Origin of the sequence: Pseudomonas sp. DCB_BI, assembly GCF_026240995.1 — a bacterium.
Classification (GTDB): domain Bacteria; phylum Pseudomonadota; class Gammaproteobacteria; order Pseudomonadales; family Pseudomonadaceae; genus Aquipseudomonas.
This window is the reverse complement of the sequence record NZ_JAPFCG010000019.1, coordinates 76,013-97,877: the sequence shown is the minus strand read 5'-3', so window position 1 is coordinate 97,877 and position 21,865 is coordinate 76,013. Positions and strand designations below refer to the sequence as shown.

Genomic DNA, 21,865 nt, shown 5'->3' with positions numbered 1-21,865 from the left:
CCCATGCGCAAAAGCCGGGGCAAGCCACTATTTAGCCATTATTGATCACGCGCTGCATCCGCACAAAGCAATCGTCTTCGCCCATTTCGACGAAGCTGTGGCGCTGATACAGCAGGCGTGCCGGGTTGCTGCGAAATACCATCAGCCTCAGCAACGGCAACCGCCGCTGCCCCGCCCACAGCGCCAACGTTTCCAATACCCAGCTGCCGACACCGCGCCCGCGATGCTCGGGCAACAGGTGCAACTCGCGGATAAACAGCGCCTCACGATCCTGGCTGAGGCTGCAGAAACCCAGCAGGCTATCGCCTTCGCAGATCAACCACTGCTCGCGCCACGCCCAGGCCTGGTCGAATGCCTCTTCGATCCAGAGCAGATCATATTCCCGGTAGTACGGCAGCATGGCGCGCCGGGTAAGGTCGCGGGCAAACGTACGGTGGCTGTCGTTGGCGGCAATCAGTTGCAGGGGCATCAGCACGCTACTCACTGCAGACGGCACAAGTCATTCGAGGGTGCCACTTCGCGCAACCACTGCCCTTGCGAGTTTTCGTTGTGGAGTTGTGCGGCCACAGGCGGTCTACCAGCACACGCTGGCCATCATCGTCGGTGACCGTAAGGTAGACACGCTTGCAGCGGATCATGGCTTTCTCCTGCATATACCGTCCGTCTTGAGCCTAGATAATTCATTGATCGAGGTCACGGTCGGGCGCCGAATTGTTCCTATGCTCAAGGCCTTCGGCAACTCGCCCAATGCCCACCGGAGCCATCATGGCAACCCCGCTACTGGCCCGCCAGCCGCACCTGGCGCAACGCGACGCCCGACCGCAGCTTGCCCACAAGCCCGGGTGGGCCACCCTCGTGTTGTTCTGCGGCCTGCTGCTGGCGGGTATCGCCTACACCGCCTGGAGCCTGAAACAGGATGTCAGCGCCAGCGGCACGGTGATCACCACGGTCACGCCGTTTCTGCTGCTGGGCCTGGCACTGTTGATTGCCTTGGGCTTCGAATTCGTCAATGGCTTCCACGACACCGCCAACGCGGTGGCTACCGTGATCTACACCCATGCGCTGCCGGCACCGGTCGCGGTGGTGTGGTCCGGGCTGTGCAACTTCCTGGGTGTGCTGCTTTCCAGTGGCGCAGTGGCTTTCGGCATCATCGCCCTGCTGCCGGTGGAACTGATTCTACAGGTAGGTTCCTCGGCCGGCTTCGCGATGGTTTTTGCCCTGCTGTTGGCGGCGATCATCTGGAACCTCGGCACCTGGTGGCTGGGGCTGCCGGCGTCATCCTCGCACACCCTGATCGGTTCGATCATCGGTGTGGGTGTGGCCAATGCCCTGATGCATGGCCGTGACGGCACCAGCGGCGTGGACTGGGCCCAGGCCAGCAAGGTGGGTTACGCCCTGTTGCTCTCCCCGCTGATCGGCTTTGCCTGCGCCGCCCTGTTGCTGCTCGCCTTGCGTGCGCTGGTCAAGCGTCAGGCTTTGTATCAGGCGCCACAAGGCCAGACACCGCCGCCTTGGTGGATTCGTGGCGTACTGATCCTCACGTGTACCGGGGTGTCGTTCGCCCACGGCTCCAACGATGGCCAGAAAGGCATGGGCCTGATCATGTTGATTCTGGTCGGCACCCTGCCAATGGCGTATGCGCTGAACAAGACCATGCCCAACGAGCAAGCTTTGCAGTTTTCCGCCGTCGCCGAAGTGACCCGCCAGGCACTGGTGCGCAGCGACCCGCAAGCGGCCCTGGGCGATCCGCGCCAGACCCTGACTGCGTTCATTGGCGAGCCCAAGGCCGGCCCGCAATTGGTACCGGCGCTGGCGGCGCTGACCGGGATGATCGGTGCAGAGGTCAAAGGCTACGGCTCGCTCAAGCGCATACCGGCAGAAGCCATGGCCAACGTGCGCAATGACATGTACCTGACCAGCGAAGCCATTCGCCTGATCGAGAAGTACCGCTTGGTGGCATTCGATGCCGACACCCGCAGCCATGTGCAGCTGTTCAAGGCTCAGCTGGACGACGCCACCCGCTATATTCCGCTGTGGGTGAAGGTGGCGGTAGCCATCGCGCTCGGGCTGGGGACCATGGTTGGCTGGCGGCGTATTGTGGTCACCGTTGGCGAGAAGATCGGCAAGACCCACCTCAGCTATGCACAGGGCGCATCAGCCGAAGTGGTGGCGATGTGCACCATCGGCGCGGCGGATATGTTCGGGCTGCCGGTCTCGACCACCCACGTGCTGAGCTCGGGGGTGGCCGGGACCATGGTGGCCAATGGCTCGGGTATTCAGACGCGTACTTTGTTCAACCTGCTGATGGCCTGGGTGCTGACCTTGCCGGCAGCGATGCTGTTGGCCGGCAGCCTGTACTGGTTGCTGAACCACATCTTCTGAACCCGTACCCCGTCTTGATCAGCCCGGGATTTTCAGGCCACGCTGCACGGCTGGCCGCTCGAGGAAATTCGCCAAAACCCGCTGCACTTCCTTGAACTGGTCGAAGCCCACCAGTTCACGGGCGTTGTAGCGCTCGACCAGGTTACGCACCCACGGGAAGATGGCGATGTCGGCGATGCTGTATTCCTCTGCCATCCACTGCCGACCTTTCAAATGCCGATCCAGCACACCCAGCAGCCGTTTGGACTCGTTGACATAGCGGTCGCGCGGGCGCTTGTCTTCATATTCCTTGCCAGCAAAGAAATGGAAAAACCCGACCTGGCCGAACATCGGCCCGATGCCGCCCATCTGGAACATCAGCCACTGCAGCGTCTGGTAACGCTGGGCAGGGTCCTGGCTGAGCAGCTGTCCACTTTTTTCGGCCAGGTACTGCAAGATCGCCCCTGATTCGAACAGCGGCAACGGCTGGCCGCCCGGGCCGTCTGGGTCGAGGATTGCGGGGATCTTGTTGTTGGCGCTGAGCGAAATGAACTCGGGGCTCAACTGGTCATCGTTGTCGAAGCTGACCTTGTGTGCCTCGTAGGCCAGGCCGATTTCTTCGAGCATGATCGACACCTTGACGCCGTTGGGCGTCGGCAACGAATACAGTTGCAGGCGTTCGGGGTGTTTGGCGGGCCACTTGCGGGTAACAGGGAAAGCGCTGAGATCGGTCATGATCAACCTTGCCTGGGGAATGAACCTGTCACTCTAGAGACATCCCCGGCCGCTGACCATCACCGACCACTTATCAGCGCTGGCAACTCAAGCCTGGCCGTGGGCCTTGAGCTTGAGCTTTTCGGTATCGACACGGACGAACACGGAGTCGGCGGTCACGGTCAGCACATCCTCGGCCCAGACTTCGCAAATCACCCGGCTCTTGCGCCCCACTTCCCCTTCCACGCGGGCTTTGAGCAAAAGCTCGACACCCATTGGCGTAGGCTTGAGGTAGGTCAAGTTGAGTGTGCCGGTCACGCAATCGATACGCGGCAGGCTGCCCGGCTCGCGTCCTTCGTTGCGATAGTGGTAGGCCATGGCCGTCCAATTGGAATGGCAATCCACCAACATCGCCAGCAGGCCGCCGTAGACCAGGCCCGGCCAGCCGATGAAGGTGGCGTCGGGGGCGTGCCGGCATACCAGGTGGATGCCGTCGGTGTCCCAGTGACTTTGCAGGTGCAGGCCACTGGGGTGGGAGCAGCCGCAGCCGTAGCAGGTGCCTTCAGGCGCCGCCAGGGCCTGAAGCGAAAGTGGGTGATCAGTCATACGCTTCCTGTACTTGTTGAAATGGGGGCGCGCAACGCCCCCATTAAAGCAGATACGTCAGGCCGGCTGGGCAACTGCCTTGGCACGGCGCTGGGTCAGCGAAACCAGCAGGATGAACGTGGTCACCCCAGCGGTCATAAGGGTTTCATAGCGGTAGGCATCGCTGAACAGCATGTAGCCCAGGACCATGACGATGGTGCCGATGACCAGCCAGGTGAGCCACGGGAACAGCCACATCTTCAGTTCCAACGGCCGCCCTTCACGTTCGGCGCGGGCCCGCATGCGCAGCTGGGACACGGCGATCACCAGATACACCAGCAAAGCAATGGCGCCGGTGGTAGACAGCAAGAAGCCGAAGACCTTGCCCGGGAACGCATAGTTGACCAGACACCCGGCAAAACCGGCAAGCGTCGAGAAAATGACCGCCACGGTCGGCACACCCGAGCCGGAGATACGCTTGGTCACGCTGAGGGCCTGGCCGCGAGCGCCCAGCGAGTAGAGCATGCGCGACGCCGTATACAGGCCCGAGTTCATGCAACTGGTCACTGCCACCAGTACCACCAGGTCGACCAGCAACTTGGCGCCTGGCACGTTCAGTACTTCCAGCACGCGCTGGAACGAACCGACGGCTTTCAGCCCGGGGTCGTTCCAGGCCACCAGCGATACCACCAGGAAGATCGACGCCAGGTAGAAGATGGCGATGCGGTACACCACCAGGTTGGTCGCACGGCGAATCTTGTCTTTCGGGTTTGCAGTTTCGTCAGCGGCAATGGTGACGATTTCGGCGCCGAAGAACGAGAAGATCGTGATCAGCACGCCACCGAGCACAGTGCCAAAACCGTTGGGCATGAAGCCGCCGCTGTCCCACAGCCGGGTGACCCCGGACACTTCGGCCAGCGGCCAGAAGCCGAATACCGCCAGGCTGCAGACCACGATGAAGGCAATGATCGCCACCACCTTGACCAGTGCGAACCAGTACTCGAAGGCGCCAAAGTTCTTCACGCTGATCAGGTTGGTACCCGACAGCACCAGCATGATCAGGAAGGCGAACAACCAGGACGGTATCCCAGGGAAGTAAGCATGCAGGATGTCGGCGCCAGCGATGGCCTCGACCGGAATGATCAGCACCCAGAACCACCAGTACAACCAGCCGATGGTGAAGCCCGCCCACGGGCCGATGGCCTCCGAGGCATAGGTGGAGAACGAGCCGCTGTTAGGGTTGGCGATGGCCATTTCGCCCAGCATGCGCATCACCAGCAATACCAGCAGGCCGGTCATGGCGTAGGAAATGAGAATGGCCGGACCGGCGGTGGCGATGGCGTTTGACGAACCGATGAACAAGCCCGCGCCTATGATGCCGGCAATGGAGATCATCGAAACCTGACGGGAGGTCAGGCCGTGCTGCAGGGAACGCTGTTTCTTGTTGTCTTGGGAAGCCATGAATAACCCTCGAATGGGTCGGCCGCTTTGAGGCGGCTGAAGGTCGGAGCAGAATTCTTGTAAATTTCTGATAGTCGTTGTTGTTGTTTTGCAGATGCTGGAAGCGGCTACTGACCTCCTCTTCACATGACCGGTTGTAATCGTTGATCCAGGTCAGTATTAATCTATAGGCGGGGGTCAACAAACGACCTTTTCGAACCACATGATTCCACTTTGGAATGAACTTCATCTTTTTTTGCTCGGTATTCGCCCGTCATGTCCAAACGCCTGATGCCTTCGACCACCGCCCTTCAGTGCTTCGAAGCGGCCGCCCGCCACCTCAGCTTCACCCGCGCGGCACAGGAACTGCACCTGACCCAGAGCGCCGTCAGCAAGCAGGTGGCGCAGCTCGAAGACATGCTTTCGCACTCGCTGTTCCAGCGTATTCGTCGGCGCCTGCACCTGACCCCGGCCGGCGCGCTGTACCTCACCGAAGTGAACAAGATCCTTACCCAGATCGACATTTCCAGCCGCTACATCCTCAGTTACGGCGACGAAACCGAAGTGCTGCGCATCGCCACCCAGCCGACCTTCGGCGCGCGCTGGCTAGTGCCGAAACTCAAGGGTTTCGGCGACCGTTACCCACGCATTCACCTGGACGTGCGCAACGAACTGGAGCCATTCGACCTGGTGCAGGCCAAGGCCGACGTGGCCTTTTTCTTCGGCCAGGGCACATGGCCTGGGGCAACCTGCATCGAGCTGTTCAGCGAAGAAGTGGTACCGGTGTGCAGCCCGCAGTTGCTGGCCAACCACCCTTTCCACAGCGCCCAGGCGCTGACCGAGCACCGCCTGCTGCAGTGCGTGTCGCGGCCGGAGGCCTGGCATGAATGGTTCCTGGGGCTGGGGCTGCACAGCCAGAACAGCTACCACGGGCCGCGTTTCGACACGTTCTACCTGTGCATTCGAGCAGCCATCGCCGGCTGCGGTATTGCCCTGATTCCGCGCTACCTGGTGGCCGAGGAGCTGAGCGAAGGCAAGCTGGTGGTGGCCTGGGACCACCCGGTGGCGAGCAATGGCAAGCACTTCATTGCGCATGCCGAGCATGCGGCCGAAGTACCCAAGATCAGGGCCTTCGTGCAGTGGATTCGGGAGCGGGTGGCTGAGGGGGACTGATTTGACCTGTACCGGCCAAGATCGCGAATTCAGGGAATGATCGCAATCGAATAATTCGTTTGCGGAATAACCCCCCAACACGCTTGGATAATAAGAAACTTGAACAAGGTCCCGCGTGCCCATGAACCAGGAAAGTATCAGCCAATCCATTGCCATCGTTCACCCGATCACACTTTCCCATGGCCGTAATGCCGAAGTCTGGGACACCGACGGCAAACGTTACATCGACTTTGTCGGCGGTATCGGCGTGCTCAACCTGGGCCACTGCAACCCCGCCGTGGTCGAAGCGATACAGGCTCAAGCCACCCGTTTGACCCACTATGCCTTCAACGCCGCGCCCCACGGCCCGTACATGGCGTTGATGGACCAGTTGAGCCAGTTCGTACCGGTCAGCTACCCGTTGGCCGGCATGCTCACCAACAGCGGCGCAGAAGCGGCAGAAAACGCCCTTAAAGTAGCCCGCGGTGCGACAGGCAAGCGCGCCATCATCGCCTTCGATGGGGCCTTCCACGGCCGCACGCTGGCCACCCTGAACCTGAACGGCAAAGTGGCCCCTTACAAGCAACGGGTCGGCGAGTTGCCCGGGCCGGTGTATCACCTGCCCTACCCTAGCGTGGATACCGGGGTTACCTGCGAGCAGGCGCTCAAGGCCATGGAGCGCCTGTTCAGCGTGGAACTGGCCGTGGAAGATGTGGCGGCGTTCATCCTTGAACCGGTGCAGGGCGAAGGCGGCTTCCTTGCCCTCGACCCGGTTTTCGCCCAAGCCCTGCGCCGCTTCTGCGACGAACACGGGATCCTGATCATCATCGACGAGATCCAGTCCGGCTTCGGCCGTACGGGCCAGCGCTTTGCTTTCCCGCGCCTTGGCATCGAGCCCGACCTGCTGCTGCTGGCCAAGAGCATCGCTGGCGGCATGCCGCTGGGGGCGGTGGTAGGGCGCAAGGCATTGATGGCAGCGCTGCCCAAGGGCGGCTTGGGTGGCACCTATTCAGGCAACCCGATTGCCTGTGCGGCGGCTTTGGCCAGCCTGGCGCAGATGACCGACCACAACGTCGCCACCTGGGGGGAGCGCCAGGAACAGGCAATCGTCAGCCGCTACGAGCGCTGGAAGGCTTCTGGCCTGAGCCCGTACATCGGCCGCCTGACTGGCGTGGGTGCCATGCGCGGGATCGAATTCGTCAATGACGACGGCAGCCCGGCACCGGCGCAGTTGGCCAAGGTGATGGAGACGGCACGGGCCAAGGGGTTGCTGCTGATGCCCAGTGGCAAGGCGCGGCACATCATTCGCCTGCTGGCTCCGTTGACCATCGAGGCCGAGGTGCTCGAGGAAGGGCTGGATATCCTCGAGCAGTGCCTGGCTGAACTGAACTGAGGCTTACAGGCCGAGTTCTTCCGGGGTAAGCATGTCGGACTCGAAGGCGATCCAGCCGCCTTCCAGTTCGGCATGGCCGTTGACGATCGGGCCGTAATAGGTCAGGCCGTTCTCCAGGGTCACGCAAATGTGCGTGGCCGGTTTTTCAGGCGCCGCGAGCGTACCGACGAAATGCACCTTCTTCAGGGTTTCGGTCACCGCTTCCAGACCCACGCGCATGCTGGGGTTTTCCGAAGCCTCGGTATCTCCGCCGCGGTCTTCTGCGCTGATGGTCACGGTGGCGGTGTACGGGTACTTGGTGCTCAAACGGGGTTACCTCGGTGGGTGTGTGGGCGTACGGGCGCGTAGAGTACGGCAGGCCGTCTCAGTTGTCTCTACTGGCCGCTGCGCGGGCCTGCAACAGGTGATCTGAATGCCCCGATCTGTTAGGGTGCCCGCCGATGCACGCCACACCACACGAGGATCCCGAGTGAGCGCCGAAGAACCCCTGATCGCCGACCTGTTCGATGTCGACAAACGCCTGTCCCTCAAGCCCGTCGTGGACTTCAACAGCTACCTGCGCAACGCCTTCGGCGAAGGCCCGTGCCGCTGCCACCGCTGTGCCGAAGGCGCCGAGCAAAGCAGCTACAGCCACGCACACAATTTCACCTTCGAGGGCCGCGAGTGGCACCGCCGCTTCGCCAGCACCGCCGGCAGCGATGTCGCACAGGTGCTGAAGAAAGCGTGGCTGTCGTACACCAAGGCCGACCTGAACCTGATCGGCGCACTGGACCTGGCCACCGCCAAGACCTTCACCGAAGCCGACCTGCACCCGCGCCTGCTGGCCCTGCTGGCGGCCAGTGGTCTGGCCCGTGAAGTGGATGGCCAATGGATGCTGCAAGCCCAGGCCGACTGACGGCCCGGCGGCAGGGCAGGATTCTACCGGTCTGCTAACGTGGTGGAATCCGTCCATCCGCAGGTAGTCCGCCATGGCCCGTACAACCCCCATCGAGCTATACCGCAATATCGGCATCGTCGCCCACGTGGACGCCGGCAAGACGACCACTACCGAGCGGATCCTGTTCTACACCGGGGTCAATCACAAGATGGGCGAGGTTCACGACGGCGCCGCGACCATGGACTGGATGGCCCAGGAGCAGGAACGCGGCATTACCATTACGTCGGCGGCGACCACGGCATTCTGGCAAGGCTCGACCAAACAGTTCGCGCACAAATACCGCTTCAACATCATCGACACCCCGGGCCACGTCGATTTCACCATCGAGGTGGAGCGTTCGCTGCGCGTGCTCGATGGCGCGGTGGTGGTGTTCAGCGGTGCTGACGGGGTAGAACCGCAGTCCGAGACGGTCTGGCGCCAGGCCAACAAGTACCATGTGCCACGCCTGGCCTACATCAACAAGATGGACCGCCAGGGTGCCGACTTCCTGCGTGTGGTCAAGCAGATCGACCAGCGCCTGGGGCACCACCCGGTGCCGATTCAGCTGGCCATCGGCAGCGAAGAGCACTTCATCGGCCAGATCGATCTGGTGAAGATGAAGGCCATCTATTGGAACGACGCCGACCAAGGCACCAGCTACCGCGAAGAAGACATTCCCGCCGAGCTGCAGGAGCTTGCCGACGAATGGCGCGCGCACATGATAGAAGCAGCCGCCGAGGCCAATGACGAACTGCTCAACAAGTTTCTCGAAGGCGAAGAGCTGAGCATCGAAGAGATCAAGGCCGGACTGCGCAAACGCACTATCGCTAACGAAATCGTGCCGACCATCCTCGGCTCCTCTTTCAAGAACAAGGGCGTACCGCTGATGCTCGATGCGGTAATCGATTACCTGCCCGCCCCCTCGGAAATTCCTGCCATCCGCGGCACCGACCCGGACGATGAAGACAAGCACCTGGAACGGCACGCCGACGACAAAGAGCCGTTCTCGGCACTGGCGTTCAAGATCGCCACCGACCCGTTCGTCGGCACCCTCACCTTCGCCCGCGTTTATTCCGGCGTGCTCAGTTCAGGCAATGCGGTACTCAACTCGGTCAAAGGCAAGAAGGAACGCATCGGCCGCATGGTGCAGATGCATGCCAACCAGCGTGCCGAAATCAAGGACGTGTGCGCAGGCGACATCGCCGCACTGATCGGCATGAAGGACGTGACCACCGGCGATACCCTGTGCGACATGGACAAACCGATCATCCTCGAACGCATGGACTTCCCTGACCCGGTGATTTCCGTGGCCGTGGAGCCGAAGACCAAAGCCGACCAGGAAAAAATGGGCATCGCCCTTGGCAAGCTGGCCCAGGAGGATCCGTCATTCCGCGTGCGTACCGACGAAGAGACCGGCCAGACCATCATCTCGGGCATGGGCGAGTTGCACCTGGACATCATCGTCGACCGCATGCGCCGCGAGTTCAACGTCGAGGCCAACATTGGCAAGCCGCAGGTGGCCTACCGGGAAAAAATCCGCAATACCTGCGAGATCGAGGGGCGTTTCGTACGCCAGTCCGGCGGCCGTGGCCAATACGGCCATTGCTGGATCCGTTTCGCCCCCGGCGACGAAGGCAAGGAAGGCCTGGAGTTCATCAACGAGATCGTTGGCGGCGTGGTACCCCGCGAGTACATCCCGGCGATCCAGAAGGGTATCGAAGAGCAGATGAAGAACGGCGTGCTTGCCGGCTACCCGCTGATCAACCTCAAGGCCGCCGTGTTCGACGGTTCGTACCACGATGTCGACTCCAACGAGATGGCCTACAAGATCGCGGCTTCAATGGCCACCAAGCAGCTGTCGCAGAAAGGCGGTGCAGTGTTGCTGGAACCGGTGATGAAGGTAGAGGTGGTGACGCCGGAGGAATATCAGGGTGACATTCTGGGCGACCTCAGCCGGCGCCGCGGGATGATCCAGGACGGTGACGAAACACCCGCCGGCAAGGTGATCCGTGCCGAAGTGCCGCTGGGCGAAATGTTCGGCTACGCCACCTCGATGCGGTCGATGACCCAGGGCCGGGCCAGCTTCTCGATGGAGTTCACCCGCTATGCCGAGGCCCCGGCGAGCATTGCCGATGGCATCGTCAAGAAGAACCGGGGAGAGTAAGCGCCTGACTCGTACCAGCCCTTCCCGGCTACAGCCATTCCCACAAGGGATCGCATACCCCTGTGGGAGCGGCTGTAGCCGCGAAGCGGCCGGTACAGGCCGCCACAATGTTCAATGTTGCTCGCCTGCCCGCTTCAACAGTTTCTTGCACCGTTCTGACAAATGCACCACGCGCAAATGCTTGCCCGCCTTGGCATACCGCTCGCGCAGGGTCTTGAGCGCTGCAATTGCCGAATAATCCACAAAGCTCAAATGCTGGCAATCCAGCGTGACCTCTGCCGGGTCGTGGGCCGGGTCGAACTGATTGAGGAACGAGGCGGTCGAGGCAAAGAACAGCGTGCCATGAACCTGGTAACGCTTGCCGCCTCCGGCGTCCTCCTGGCTGTCGGCATACAGCTCCCGCGCATGCTGCCAGGCAAAGTTGAGCGCCGCGATGATGATGCCGAACAGCACCGCCATGGCCAGGTCGGTAAACACCGTTACAACGGTCACCGCAATGATCGCCAGCACATCGTTCACCGGCACCTTGTGCAGCACCCGCAGCGACGCCCAGGCGAAGGTCTGCTGGGCCACCACGAACATCACCCCGACCAGCGCCGCCAGCGGTATCCGTTCGATCAGCGGCGACAGGAACAACACGAACAGCAAAATCATTACCCCGGCGACCACCCCGGACAGCCGGCCGCGGCCATTGGAGCTGAGGTTGATCACTGTCTGGCCGATCATCGCGCAACCGCCCATCCCCCCACACAGGCCCGACACCATGTTCGCCGCACCCAGCGCCACGCACTCGCGGTCCGGGAAGCCCCGGCTCTCGGTGACTTCATCGGTCAGGTTGAGGGTGAGCAAGGTTTCCAGCAGGCCGACCATGGCCATCAGCACCGCGTAGGGGGCAATGATCTTCAGGGTTTCCAGGTTCCAGGGTACATCCGGCAGCGCCAGCACCGGCAGGCCGCCGGCGATGTGCGCCATGTCGCCCAAGGTGCGAGTGGGCAGGCCGAGCAGGTACACCAGCAGGCCAACGCCCAGGATCGCCACCAGCGCCGGCGGAACCGCACGGGTCAGTTTCGGCAGCACATAGACCACCGCCATGGTCAGTGCCACCAAGCCGATCATCAGGTACAGCGGCGCACCGCTGAGCCATTGCTCACCCGCCTTGAAGTGCTCGAGCTGCGCCATGGCGATGACGATAGCCAGGCCGTTGACGAAGCCGAGCATGACCGGGTACGGCACCAGGCGCACCAGCTTGCCCAGGCGCAACAGGCCGAACAGGATCATGACCACGCCACCCAGCAGCACCGTGGCCAGCAGATACTGCGCGCCGTGCTGTACCACCAGCGCGACGATCACCACTGCCATCGAGCCGGCAGCGCCGGAAATCATCCCCGGCCGACCGCCAAACAGTGCGGTAAGGGTACAAATGATGAAAGCGCCATACAGGCCCATCAGCGGGTTGAGGTGAGCCACCAGGGCAAAGGCGATGCACTCGGGCACCAGGGCGAACGAGGTGGTCAGGCCGGCGAGCAGGTCGGCGCGTAGTCGGGCGGGCTTCATGGGCTTCCTGTGGTGCAGTCCGGACGGACGTTACAAAAAACGAGGGGCGCGATGTTACGGAATTTGTCTGGCAGCGGCCACCGTTCAGCGCACCCGCTCCCGGCTTTGCACTGCCAGGTCCAGCGCGCGCTGCATGTCCAGGCGCGCCGAGCGCCCCAGGTCGGGGTGGTCAAGGCGCCCACCACGCTCCGATGGCAGGATCGGCGCCGTCAGGTCTTCGGCATCCATCGCCTCGAAATCCTGCTCGGTGCCCATGGTCAAGGCACTGCGCCGCAACAGCATGCGCACCTGTTCCGGGGTAAGGGCCGGGTTGATCGACAGCATCGCTGCCACGGTGGCGGCCACCAGGGGGGTGGCGTACGATGTACCACAATGCGCAGCAGCGGCAGCCGCTGGGCGTATGCAGGCAGCGGCACTCACATCAACCCGCATGTCGATGTTCGAACTGTGGCGCTTGCGCACATGATCGGGGGCTTCGACCGCCGTCACCTTGTCGCTGCGCTGGTGCCCGCCCACCACCAGCAGTTGCTCGGTAATGAACGACGACGGCAGGCGATATTCATCGGTGCCTGACCAGGATGCACCGTTACCCGCCGAATTCACCACCACCACATCAGGGTGCTCTTGGCGCAGCCAGAGGAAGAACTCCTCGAGCAACTCCTCGTAGCCACTCATCGCCAGCCCGGAACGCACCAGCGAATCGACCTCATCACCGTTGACATCGCGCGCGCCGACCCGGTGGATGCCCCAGCTCCAGTTCAGCACCCGCACGCCATCCTCGACCAGGTTCACCGATGCAGCGATGTTGGCGGTGATACCCGCATCCGAGTTGCGCTCCACAATCACATCGAAGCCAGGGCTATGCTTGCCCAGCCCCGGTAAAAATCCCTCACCCTGCGCCGCGAGAATGCCGGCGACATGGCTCCCGTGGCTGGACGGGCGATCGCCGTCGCGAGCGTACAGGCACGTCTGGCCCGCCTCGCAGCCGCCTCGGTATTGGCTGAGCCCTGGGGCATCGAAGTCCACTTCACGCTCGATTACCCCAACCCGAACCGGCTGCACCGGCAAGTGCGAAGCGGCAATCCGTCGCTGGTAGAAATACAGCGCGTCCATGAAACGATTGGCGGCCCATTCGTCCGCCTGGTCGATCGCCCCGGTGTCGCGGCCACTGCCCTCCTCCCCACGCTCCGGGGCGGACTCCTCGACAACCACGGCATCCACGCTGACTTCACTGCCCATGCGCAGGATCATCGCGTCACGCTGCACCAGGTCGGCTACCGGCAGGCGCAGCTGGTAGACATTCAGCGGCGGTATGGCACCAACAACCTTGGCGCCGTATTTATCGGCGATGCGCCGGGCCTCGCCACGGCCGTCGTATTTCTCTTCGATCAACACGCTGACCAGGTCGACGTAGGTGGTCAGGCCATCCATGTTCTTCGCCACTTCATCAGGCCTTGCGGCGACCACATGACTGCCCTGGTGGGTCAGCCATACAGGGTTGCTGGTACTCCCGCCATATTCCAGCCAAAGCGGCGCGCTGCGCTGGGCTTGCTTCGCCAGTTTCAGCGTGAGGCGGTCACCCTGACGCTCGATATCGCCTGTTGGCAGCTGCGCACCGCCCAGCCAGACCTTTGGCACACCTGCCCCCAGCCCCTCGGCACGCAGGCACCATTGCTGCCCACCTTCGCCGAGCAGGTCGCCACAACGCTGCAGTTGCTTGATGCGCAGCGCGTCCGCTGCAGCCTGTGCACCAAGGCTGCAAAGCCACAACAGCAGGATCAGACCACCCTTCATGCAATCACCCCACGCGTTCCCTGTGAGTGCGACTGGCGGGACAACTCAAAGGTTCATCTACGGCCAGCAACTGCCTTGTCGCGGGCAAGCCATTCAGCCATGGAAGCATCCTCCAGCGCGTACTCACCACGATTGGCCTTCCATACCAGCTCCTTGTCGCGCAGGGCATCGAGGGCCTTCTGCACGTTAGGCGTATTGGCGTTGACTTCTGCCTGGGCCTGCTCCAGCTTGCGTCTGATGTCGATCAAGGTCTGCTCTGTGAACGGCGAAAACGGATGTCGGCCCAGCGTGCGCTCGGCCATTACCTCAAGCACCGCCTGCTGCAACGGCGAAAGCTCGTTCCAGGCACTTTCGTAGTCACTCCACACACCAGCCTGATGGTTGAGTGCGCCAGTGCGCAGCAGATCGCCCAAGTTGCCCGCCTCACCCAGGCCGACGCTGACTTCGGCCAACAGCTTGTTGAGCATTTCCGGGCGACGGCCGACCAGATCGAAAGCATACGCCAGGTCCTCTACCTTGAACTGATTGCTATCGGCCAGGCGCTGGTTCCACAAGCCCGTGATAAATTCGACATATTCACGCCCCAGTAACGGGAATGGCGTGATGGTGGCCCCAAAAAACGGCTGCTTGCTCTTGAGTACCAGGTTGGCCAGCTTGTCGCGGCTGGAGCCTGTGAACACCAGGCGCAAGCCGTCCGGACGGTCGCCACGGTTGAGATGGTCACGCGCTGCTTTCAGCGCGAACATCGCATTGAGGCCATCTTCGCTGTTAAGGGCGTGCTGAGCCTCGTCGATGATCAGCACTACCATCTGCCCTGACACTTGATGCAACACGGAAAGTGCCTGCGCCAAGGTAGTACCCGCGGGCAGTTGCGGGCGGGTGAAATCCCAGCTCAGGGTGCGCAGCAGGTTTATTTTTTCGATACCGGCTTTTTTCGCAGTCCTGGCCAGCGCACCTTCGAAACTGGCCAGCGCAGTGCCGATGGCGCCGCTGATGAGCTGCGCCGGGGCGGCGTCGCGGTCCGACCACAGATCCACGTAAACCGGTCGCCAGCCGCGCCGTATGCATTCCGGTATCAAGTCGTTGTTGAGGAAGGTGCTCTTGCCCGTGCGCCGGGGCGCGGCCAGGAACATGCCAGCGCTGTAATCGATCAGCGACTCGCCTGCCAGGTCCTGGGCTAGCGCGTTGGCCAGTTGATCACGGCGAAGAAGCGGGCGAACGGGAGCCATCTTATTATCCTGAATTATCCTGCATACTATAATTTATAGCCTAAAGGATAAATTAGGATAATACGACCCTCTGAACACCGCCGGCGTGATCCAGACCCGGCAGGAAGCCGGCAAATTTGCCATCATGTTCATTCCACCTGCGGAGATCATGGACATGCCGCTACGCCCCCTTTTCGCTTCTTTGCTGCTGGTTGCCAGCCTCGCCGCCCAGGCCGCTACCGAAGTGGTGCCGCTGCAGCACCGCACCAGTGCCGAATTACTGCCCGCCGCACAGGCCTTCATCGGCAAGGACGGCACGGTCAGCGCCTTCGAGAACAAACTGATCGTCAACGCCAGCCCCGAACGCATCGGCGACCTGCGCGCCTTGCTGCAACAGCTGGACACCGCACCCAAGCGCCTGCTGATCAGCGTTGACAACAACGACAGCAACTTCCAGGACAACCGCGGCAACGCACGCGTCATCCGCTACGGCACCAGCAACCGTGAGGGCGGCATGCAGCAGGTTCAGGCCAGCGAGGGCCAGCCTGCGCTCATTCAGGTTGGCCAGAGCATCCCGATTACCAGCACCAGTACCGACGGCTATGGGCGCATACAGAGCAACACCGAATACCGCAATGTCACCCAGGGTTTCTATGTCACGCCAAGCTTGAGCGGTGACAGGGTTCGTCTGCAAATCAGCACCAATAATGACCGTATCAGCCAGGAACGTGCGGATGTAGTGAAAGTGCAAAGCACCGACACGACAGTCACCGGCAAGCTCGGCGAATGGATCACTTTGGCAGGCCACAACCAGCAGAGCCAAGCCGACGGCAGCACGTCAAGCCGTACTTACAGCACCCAGCGCGGTGAAAACATGACTTTGCGTGTAAAAGTCGACCTCCTCGACTGATCCCAGGCAATTCAAGGCCTCGACCAAAGGCCTTGAAACTGACTGACAGGTCGCATTAGACCAAAGATGTAGTAAGCACAAAAATCCACTACAAAACATTTGACAGGGTCTTTTTCCCAAGGGCATGATGGCCTCGCTCCCGCTAATCAGGGGCCCTGGCAAGGGCCTTCGAGGCGTACTCCTCCCACCCCTGGAGGCGCCTCGTGTCTATACGGCCCACAAGGCGGTTCGACGGGATTGCGACTGCAACGAAGAAGTTGTCCCGAGGGACGGAAGCGCATCACCGCAGCACTGGCAATCGCGTAGCACCGCAGCAAGGCAACCACGAGCCGACCTGCCGGAGCACACCTTCGCCTGGCCTGCCCCCCTTCCCCTTCGAGCCTTCGCGTTCGCCGCCGCATTCCTGCGAACAGGACAGCCGCCAGGCACCCTGATCTGCTCCGAGCATCAGCACAATTAACCCAAGATCGATGCGACGAGGTTTATTTCCATGGCACTGACACGCGAACAGCAAATTGCAGCCCTCGAGAAAGACTGGGCCGAAAACCCGCGCTGGAAAGGCGTGACCCGTACCTACACCGCCGCTGATGTCGTTCGCCTGCGTGGCTCCGTGCAACCTGAGCACACCTTTGCCCGCCAGGGTGCAGAGAAACTGTGGAAGCTGGTCACCGAGGGTGCCCACCCATCCTTCCGCCCAGAAAAAGATTTCGTCAACTGCATGGGCGCCCTGACCGGCGGCCAGGCAGTGCAGCAGGTAAAAGCGGGCATCCAGGCCATTTACCTGTCCGGCTGGCAGGTTGCCGCCGACAACAACTCGGCCGAGTCCATGTACCCTGACCAGTCGCTGTACCCGGTCGACTCGGTACCCACCGTGGTCAAACGCATCAACAACGCCTTCCGCCGCGCCGACCAGATCCAGTGGAAAGCCGGCAAGAACCCGGGCGACGACGGCTACATCGACTACTTCGCGCCCATCGTGGCTGACGCCGAGGCCGGTTTCGGCGGCGTGCTGAACGCCTACGAGCTGATGAAGAACATGATCGAGGCGGGCGCCGCTGGCGTGCACTTCGAAGACCAGCTGGCCTCGGTGAAAAAATGCGGCCACATGGGCGGCAAGGTGCTGGTGCCGACTCAGGAAGCCGTACAGAAGCTGGTAGCAGCGCGCCTGGCAGCTGACGTGTCGGGTGTACCGACCATCATTCTGGCCCGTACCGATGCCAACGCCGCCGACCTGCTGACCAGCGACTGCGACCCGTACGACCAACCATTCGTGATTGGCGAGCGCACCCGTGAAGGCTTCTACAAGGTACGCGCCGGCCTCGACCAGGCCATTGCCCGCGGCCTGGCGTACGCCCCTTACGCCGACCTGATCTGGTGCGAAACCGCCAAGCCGGACCTGGACGAAGCCCGCCGCTTTGCCGAAGCGATCAAGAAGGAGTACCCGGACCAGATCCTGTCGTACAACTGCTCGCCTTCCTTCAACTGGAAGAAGAACCTGGACGACGCCACCATCGCCAAGTTCCAGCGCGAACTGTCGGCCATGGGCTACAAGCACCAGTTCATCACCCTGGCCGGTATTCACAACATGTGGCACGGCATGTTCAACCTGGCACACGACTATGCCCGCAACGACATGACTGCCTACGTGAAGCTGCAAGAGCAGGAGTTCGCTGACGCGAACAAGGGCTACACCTTCGTCGCGCACCAGCAGGAAGTGGGTACCGGTTACTTCGACGACATGACCACTGTGATCCAGGGTGGGGCTTCGTCGGTGACTGCACTGACCGGCTCGACTGAAGAAGAGCAGTTCCACTGATAGTGGGTTCTTGTTGAACGAAGGCCTGGGGCTTGTGAAAGCTCCGGGCTTTCTTTTTGACGTGCCTTTGAAATGCGCCTGGGCTGAGAGGTGTTCGCCACAGCATCTTCAGCGCCCGTGAGACCGAGCGCCGCCCGCGCGGCGCATCGCGAGCTGCGCTCGCTCCTACGTTTGTTTCGGGCCAATTATTCCTATGGGATTTGCGCGCGAACGCCTTGGGGCATGACTCGATATCGTGCCGTACAAACAAGACGGTCGCGTGCGCCTGCCACAGGCGTTACTGGCCAAAAACAAACGTAGGAGCGAGCGCAGCTCGCGATGCGCCGCGCGGGCGGCGCTCGATCTCATAGGCGCTGCATTCCTTTCGCCATGCCCATGCCACCCCTCACGCTGTCCACCGGCATCACCAGCAAAACCCTCAATCACGTCTATGCTTGAGGCCACAGCCGCTAGCACCGCCCATGCTTCAAAGTATTGATCCAGAGCGGTGCAAGCGGCGCTGAAAGCTGCTAGAACACGAGCCTTTCGCATTTGCAAGTAGGGGGAATCGCCAGATGAACTTTACAAGTCGCAGAACAGCCCGATTAATAGACACAAGGTCAAATGATATTAATTATCATTACGACAACTATGATTCGTTACCACTTGCAAGAAACATAATTAACAAAAGCGCACGCAATGCCCGAATATCAAGGCTTTCAGGCAGTTAGAAGCGGCTTTTGTACTTAATCCTACGAATAAATTTGCTACAGAAATTTTACTTGCACCAGGTTTACCCATAAAATCAGCGCGATTGATTCAGCTGCGACATTTGGTCACTGCACCTGCGACACCACGTCGCCGCTCTACACTTATTTCAGACTGCAGAGCTGGGTCTCTGTATAAGGATTTCTAGCATGTCCGATTCGGCAGGACTCATCGCCCACAACTGGGGCTTTGCCATCTTCCTCCTGGGTGTCGTCGGCCTGTGTGCCTTCATGCTCGGCCTGTCCAGCCTGCTCGGTAGCAAGGCCTGGGGCCGCGCCAAGAACGAACCCTTCGAATCCGGCATGCTGCCCGTCGGCAGCGCCCGCCTGCGCCTGTCCGCCAAATTCTATCTGGTCGCGATGCTGTTCGTGATCTTCGATATCGAAGCCCTCTTTCTCTTTGCATGGTCTGTGTCCGTCCGCGAAAGCGGCTGGACCGGATTCGTCGAAGCACTCGTTTTCATAGCAATTCTGTTGGCAGGTCTTGTCTACCTATGGCGCGTCGGGGCACTTGATTGGGCTCCCGAAGGTCGCCGCAAGCGGCAAGCGAAGCTGAAACAATGAGGCTTTGGCATGCAATACAATCTCACCAGAATCGATCCGGATGCGCCCAACGAGCAGTACCCGGTCGGTGAACGGGAAACCGTCACCGATCAGCTGCTAGAGGACCAAGTCCACAAGAACATCTTCATGGGCAAGCTCGAAGATGTGCTGCGTGGCGCGGTCAACTGGGGTCGCAAGAACTCCCTCTGGCCGTACAACTTCGGCCTGTCCTGCTGCTACGTGGAAATGACCACGGCATTCACGGCACCCCACGACATCGCCCGCTTCGGCGCCGAAGTCATCCGGGCCTCGCCGCGTCAGGCCGACTTCATGGTCATTGCCGGTACCTGCTTCGTGAAAATGGCGCCGATCATCCAGCGCCTGTACGAGCAGATGCTCGAACCAAAATGGGTCATCTCCATGGGTTCGTGCGCCAACTCCGGTGGCATGTACGACATCTACTCGGTCGTTCAGGGGGTCGACAAGTTCCTCCCCGTGGACGTCTATGTGCCTGGCTGCCCGCCACGCCCTGAGGCTTTCCTGCAAGGCTTGATGCTGCTGCAGGAGTCGATCGGCCAAGAACGACGCCCGCTTTCCTGGGTTGTTGGTGATCAAGGTATTTACCGTGCCGAGATGCCAGCCCAGAAAGACCTGCGTCGTGAGCAGCGCATTGCCGTAACCAACCTGCGCAGCCCCGACGAAGTCTGATCCAGCGACCTGCCGCCCGCTCCCCTGGGAGCTGGCGGCCTGGCTTCATTCTTAACGTTGACCCAAAGCGACCGAGACCATGACAGCGGACAACGCTATTTTCATTCCGCCCTACAAGGCTGACGACCAGGATGTGGTCGTCGAACTGCATAACCGTTTTGGCGCCGAAGCATTCGTCGCCCAGGAAACCCGCACCGGCATGCCCGTGCTGTGGGTCAAGCGCGCCCAGCTCAAAGAGGTGCTCAGCTTCCTGCGCGGTGTGGCCAAGCCATACAGCATGCTGTACGACCTGCACGGCGTCGACGAACGCCTGCGCACCCAGCGCCGCGGCCTGCCTGCCGCCGACTTCAGCGTGTTCTACCACCTGCTGTCGGTCGAGCGTAACAGTGACGTGATGATCAAGGTCTCCCTCAGCGAAGGCGACCTGAACCTGCCATCGGTGACCGGTATCTGGCCGAACGCCAACTGGTACGAGCGCGAAGTCTGGGACATGTTCGGCATCGACTTTGCCGGCCACCCGCACCTCAGCCGCATCATGATGCCGCCGACCTGGGAAGGTCACCCGCTGCGTAAGGACTACCCGGCCCGTGCCACCGAGTTCGACCCCTACAGCCTGACCCTGGCCAAGCAGCAGCTTGAAGAAGAGTCGGCGCGGTTCAACCCGGAAGCCTGGGGCATGAAACGCCAGGGCGCGAACGAGGACTACATGTTCCTCAACCTCGGCCCCAACCACCCGTCGGCGCACGGTGCGTTCCGGATCGTCCTGCAGTTGGACGGTGAAGAGATCGTCGACTGCGTACCGGACATCGGCTACCACCACCGTGGTGCCGAGAAAATGGCCGAGCGCCAGTCCTGGCACAGCTTCATCCCCTACACCGACCGTATCGACTACCTCGGCGGGGTAATGAACAACCTGCCGTACGTGCTCGCGGTCGAGAAGCTGGCGGGCATCAAGGTGCCGCAGAAGGTCGACGTGATCCGCATCATGCTGGCCGAGTTCTTCCGCATCACCAGCCACCTGCTGTTCCTGGGTACGTATATCCAGGACGTTGGCGCCATGACCCCGGTGTTCTTCACCTTCACCGACCGCCAGCGCGCCTACACCGTGATCGAGGCCATCACCGGTTTCCGCCTGCACCCGGCCTGGTACCGTATCGGTGGCGTCGCCCACGACCTGCCACGCGGCTGGGACAAGCTGGTCAAGGACTTCGTCGAATGGCTGCCCAAGCGCCTTGACGAATACACCAAGGCCGCCCTGCAGAACAGTATCCTCAAGGGCCGTACCATCGGCGTTGCCGCGTACAACACCAAGGACGCCCTGGCCTGGGGTACCACCGGTGCCGGCCTGCGTTCCACCGGTTGCGACTTCGACCTGCGCAAGGCGCGCCCCTACTCCGGCTACGAGAACTTCGAGTTCGAAGTACCGCTGGCCCACAACGGCGATGCCTACGATCGCTGCATGGTCCGTGTCGAGGAGATGCGCCAGAGTATCCGCATCATCGACCAGTGCCTGCGCAACATGCCGGAAGGCCCGTACAAGGCGGATCACCCGCTGACCACGCCGCCGCCGAAAGAGCGCACCCTGCAGCACATCGAAACCCTGATCACGCACTTCCTGCAAGTCTCGTGGGGCCCGGTCATGCCGGCCAACGAGTCGTTCCAGATGATCGAGGCGACCAAGGGCATCAACAGTTACTACCTGACGAGCGATGGCGGCACCATGAGCTACCGCACCCGGATCCGTACCCCGAGCTACCCGCACCTGCAGCAGATCCCTTCGGTGATCAAAGGCAGCATGGTCGCCGACCTCATTGCGTACCTGGGCAGTATCGACTTCGTTATGGCTGACGTGGACCGCTAA

18 protein-coding genes and 1 pseudogene are annotated in these 21,865 nt (G+C 61.6%); 10 read left to right on the top strand and 9 right to left on the bottom strand.

The features are described from left to right. Nucleotides 1-31 precede the first annotated feature (31 nt). Nucleotides 32-469, bottom strand: coding sequence for a GNAT family N-acetyltransferase (locus tag OO258_RS20435; RefSeq protein ID WP_266032203.1), 438 nt, complete (start codon nt 467-469; stop codon nt 32-34). Nucleotides 470-495: 26 nt separating this feature from the next. Then, a pseudogene (locus OO258_RS20430) lies at nt 496-638 on the bottom strand (DUF488 family protein); the annotation flags it as partial. A 127-nt stretch (nt 639-765) separates the two neighbouring features. Here OO258_RS20430 and OO258_RS20425 point away from each other — a divergent pair. Next, nucleotides 766-2,382 carry an inorganic phosphate transporter gene (locus OO258_RS20425; RefSeq protein ID WP_266032202.1) on the top strand — a complete coding sequence of 539 codons (1,617 nt, stop codon included), beginning with the start codon at nt 766-768 and terminating at the stop codon, nt 2,380-2,382. A gap of 18 nt (nt 2,383-2,400) precedes the next feature. On the opposite strand, the gene OO258_RS20420 is transcribed toward OO258_RS20425, so the two are convergent. The 3 genes from OO258_RS20420 to OO258_RS20410 form a co-directional block, all read right to left on the bottom strand. Further along, nucleotides 2,401-3,096, bottom strand: a complete 696-nt coding sequence (locus OO258_RS20420) for a glutathione S-transferase N-terminal domain-containing protein (protein WP_110744695.1) — start codon at nt 3,094-3,096, stop codon at nt 2,401-2,403. Nucleotides 3,097-3,183: 87 nt separating this feature from the next. Then, nucleotides 3,184-3,681, bottom strand: coding sequence for a PaaI family thioesterase (locus OO258_RS20415; protein ID WP_266032201.1), 498 nt, complete (start codon nt 3,679-3,681; stop codon nt 3,184-3,186). Between the two features lie 57 nt (nt 3,682-3,738). Continuing rightward, a complete protein-coding gene (locus OO258_RS20410; protein WP_110744697.1) occupies nt 3,739-5,121 on the bottom strand; it encodes an amino acid permease in 1,383 nt (460 codons plus the stop codon). A gap of 255 nt (nt 5,122-5,376) precedes the next feature. Here OO258_RS20410 and gcvA point away from each other — a divergent pair, with 255 nt between their 5' ends. Both gcvA and OO258_RS20400 read left to right on the top strand, forming a co-directional pair. After that, nucleotides 5,377-6,273 (top strand): transcriptional regulator GcvA, encoded by an 897-nt coding sequence (gcvA, locus tag OO258_RS20405; RefSeq protein WP_110744698.1) that lies wholly within the window; start codon nt 5,377-5,379, stop codon nt 6,271-6,273. Nucleotides 6,274-6,394: 121 nt separating this feature from the next. After that, a complete protein-coding gene (locus OO258_RS20400; RefSeq protein WP_266032200.1) occupies nt 6,395-7,645 on the top strand; it encodes an aspartate aminotransferase family protein in 1,251 nt (416 codons plus the stop codon). Between the two features lie 3 nt (nt 7,646-7,648). Here the strand turns inward: OO258_RS20400 and OO258_RS20395 are convergent, their stop codons facing one another. Next, a complete protein-coding gene (locus OO258_RS20395) occupies nt 7,649-7,951 on the bottom strand; it encodes a hypothetical protein (protein ID WP_266032199.1) in 303 nt (100 codons plus the stop codon). A 163-nt stretch (nt 7,952-8,114) separates the two neighbouring features. Here OO258_RS20395 and OO258_RS20390 point away from each other — a divergent pair, with 163 nt between their 5' ends. Next, on the top strand, nt 8,115-8,540 hold the full coding sequence (locus OO258_RS20390; RefSeq protein WP_110744701.1) for a hypothetical protein: 426 nt from the start codon (nt 8,115-8,117) through the stop codon (nt 8,538-8,540). Nucleotides 8,541-8,613: 73 nt separating this feature from the next. Continuing rightward, nucleotides 8,614-10,725, top strand: a complete 2,112-nt coding sequence (gene fusA, locus OO258_RS20385; protein WP_266032198.1) for an elongation factor G — start codon at nt 8,614-8,616, stop codon at nt 10,723-10,725. A 111-nt stretch (nt 10,726-10,836) separates the two neighbouring features. On the opposite strand, the gene OO258_RS20380 is transcribed toward fusA, so the two are convergent. From OO258_RS20380 to OO258_RS20370, 3 genes are all read right to left on the bottom strand, one after another. Further along, nucleotides 10,837-12,279: a SulP family inorganic anion transporter gene (locus tag OO258_RS20380; protein ID WP_110744703.1), complete on the bottom strand. Its 1,443-nt coding sequence runs from the start codon at nt 12,277-12,279 to the stop codon at nt 10,837-10,839. A gap of 84 nt (nt 12,280-12,363) precedes the next feature. Next, nucleotides 12,364-14,073 (bottom strand): S8/S53 family peptidase, encoded by a 1,710-nt coding sequence (locus OO258_RS20375; RefSeq protein ID WP_266032197.1) that lies wholly within the window; start codon nt 14,071-14,073, stop codon nt 12,364-12,366. 53 nt (nt 14,074-14,126) lie between these two features. Next, the gene (locus OO258_RS20370) at nt 14,127-15,302 is read right to left on the bottom strand and encodes a hypothetical protein (protein WP_266032196.1); all 1,176 of its coding nucleotides are present in this window, start codon (nt 15,300-15,302) and stop codon (nt 14,127-14,129) included. A gap of 124 nt (nt 15,303-15,426) precedes the next feature. On the opposite strand from OO258_RS20370, the gene OO258_RS20365 reads away from it, so the two are divergent. From OO258_RS20365 to nuoC, 5 genes are all read left to right on the top strand, one after another. Then, nucleotides 15,427-16,191, top strand: a complete 765-nt coding sequence (locus OO258_RS20365) for a secretin N-terminal domain-containing protein (protein ID WP_266032237.1) — start codon at nt 15,427-15,429, stop codon at nt 16,189-16,191. A gap of 490 nt (nt 16,192-16,681) precedes the next feature. Next, nucleotides 16,682-18,007, top strand: a complete 1,326-nt coding sequence (aceA, locus tag OO258_RS20360; protein ID WP_110744706.1) for an isocitrate lyase — start codon at nt 16,682-16,684, stop codon at nt 18,005-18,007. A gap of 896 nt (nt 18,008-18,903) precedes the next feature. Then, the gene (locus tag OO258_RS20355; protein ID WP_003251427.1) at nt 18,904-19,317 is read left to right on the top strand and encodes an NADH-quinone oxidoreductase subunit A; all 414 of its coding nucleotides are present in this window, start codon (nt 18,904-18,906) and stop codon (nt 19,315-19,317) included. A 9-nt stretch (nt 19,318-19,326) separates the two neighbouring features. Next, nucleotides 19,327-20,004 (top strand): NuoB/complex I 20 kDa subunit family protein, encoded by a 678-nt coding sequence (locus OO258_RS20350; protein ID WP_003251429.1) that lies wholly within the window; start codon nt 19,327-19,329, stop codon nt 20,002-20,004. 79 nt (nt 20,005-20,083) lie between these two features. Further along, nucleotides 20,084-21,865, top strand: coding sequence for an NADH-quinone oxidoreductase subunit C/D (gene nuoC, locus OO258_RS20345; protein WP_110744707.1), 1,782 nt, complete (start codon nt 20,084-20,086; stop codon nt 21,863-21,865).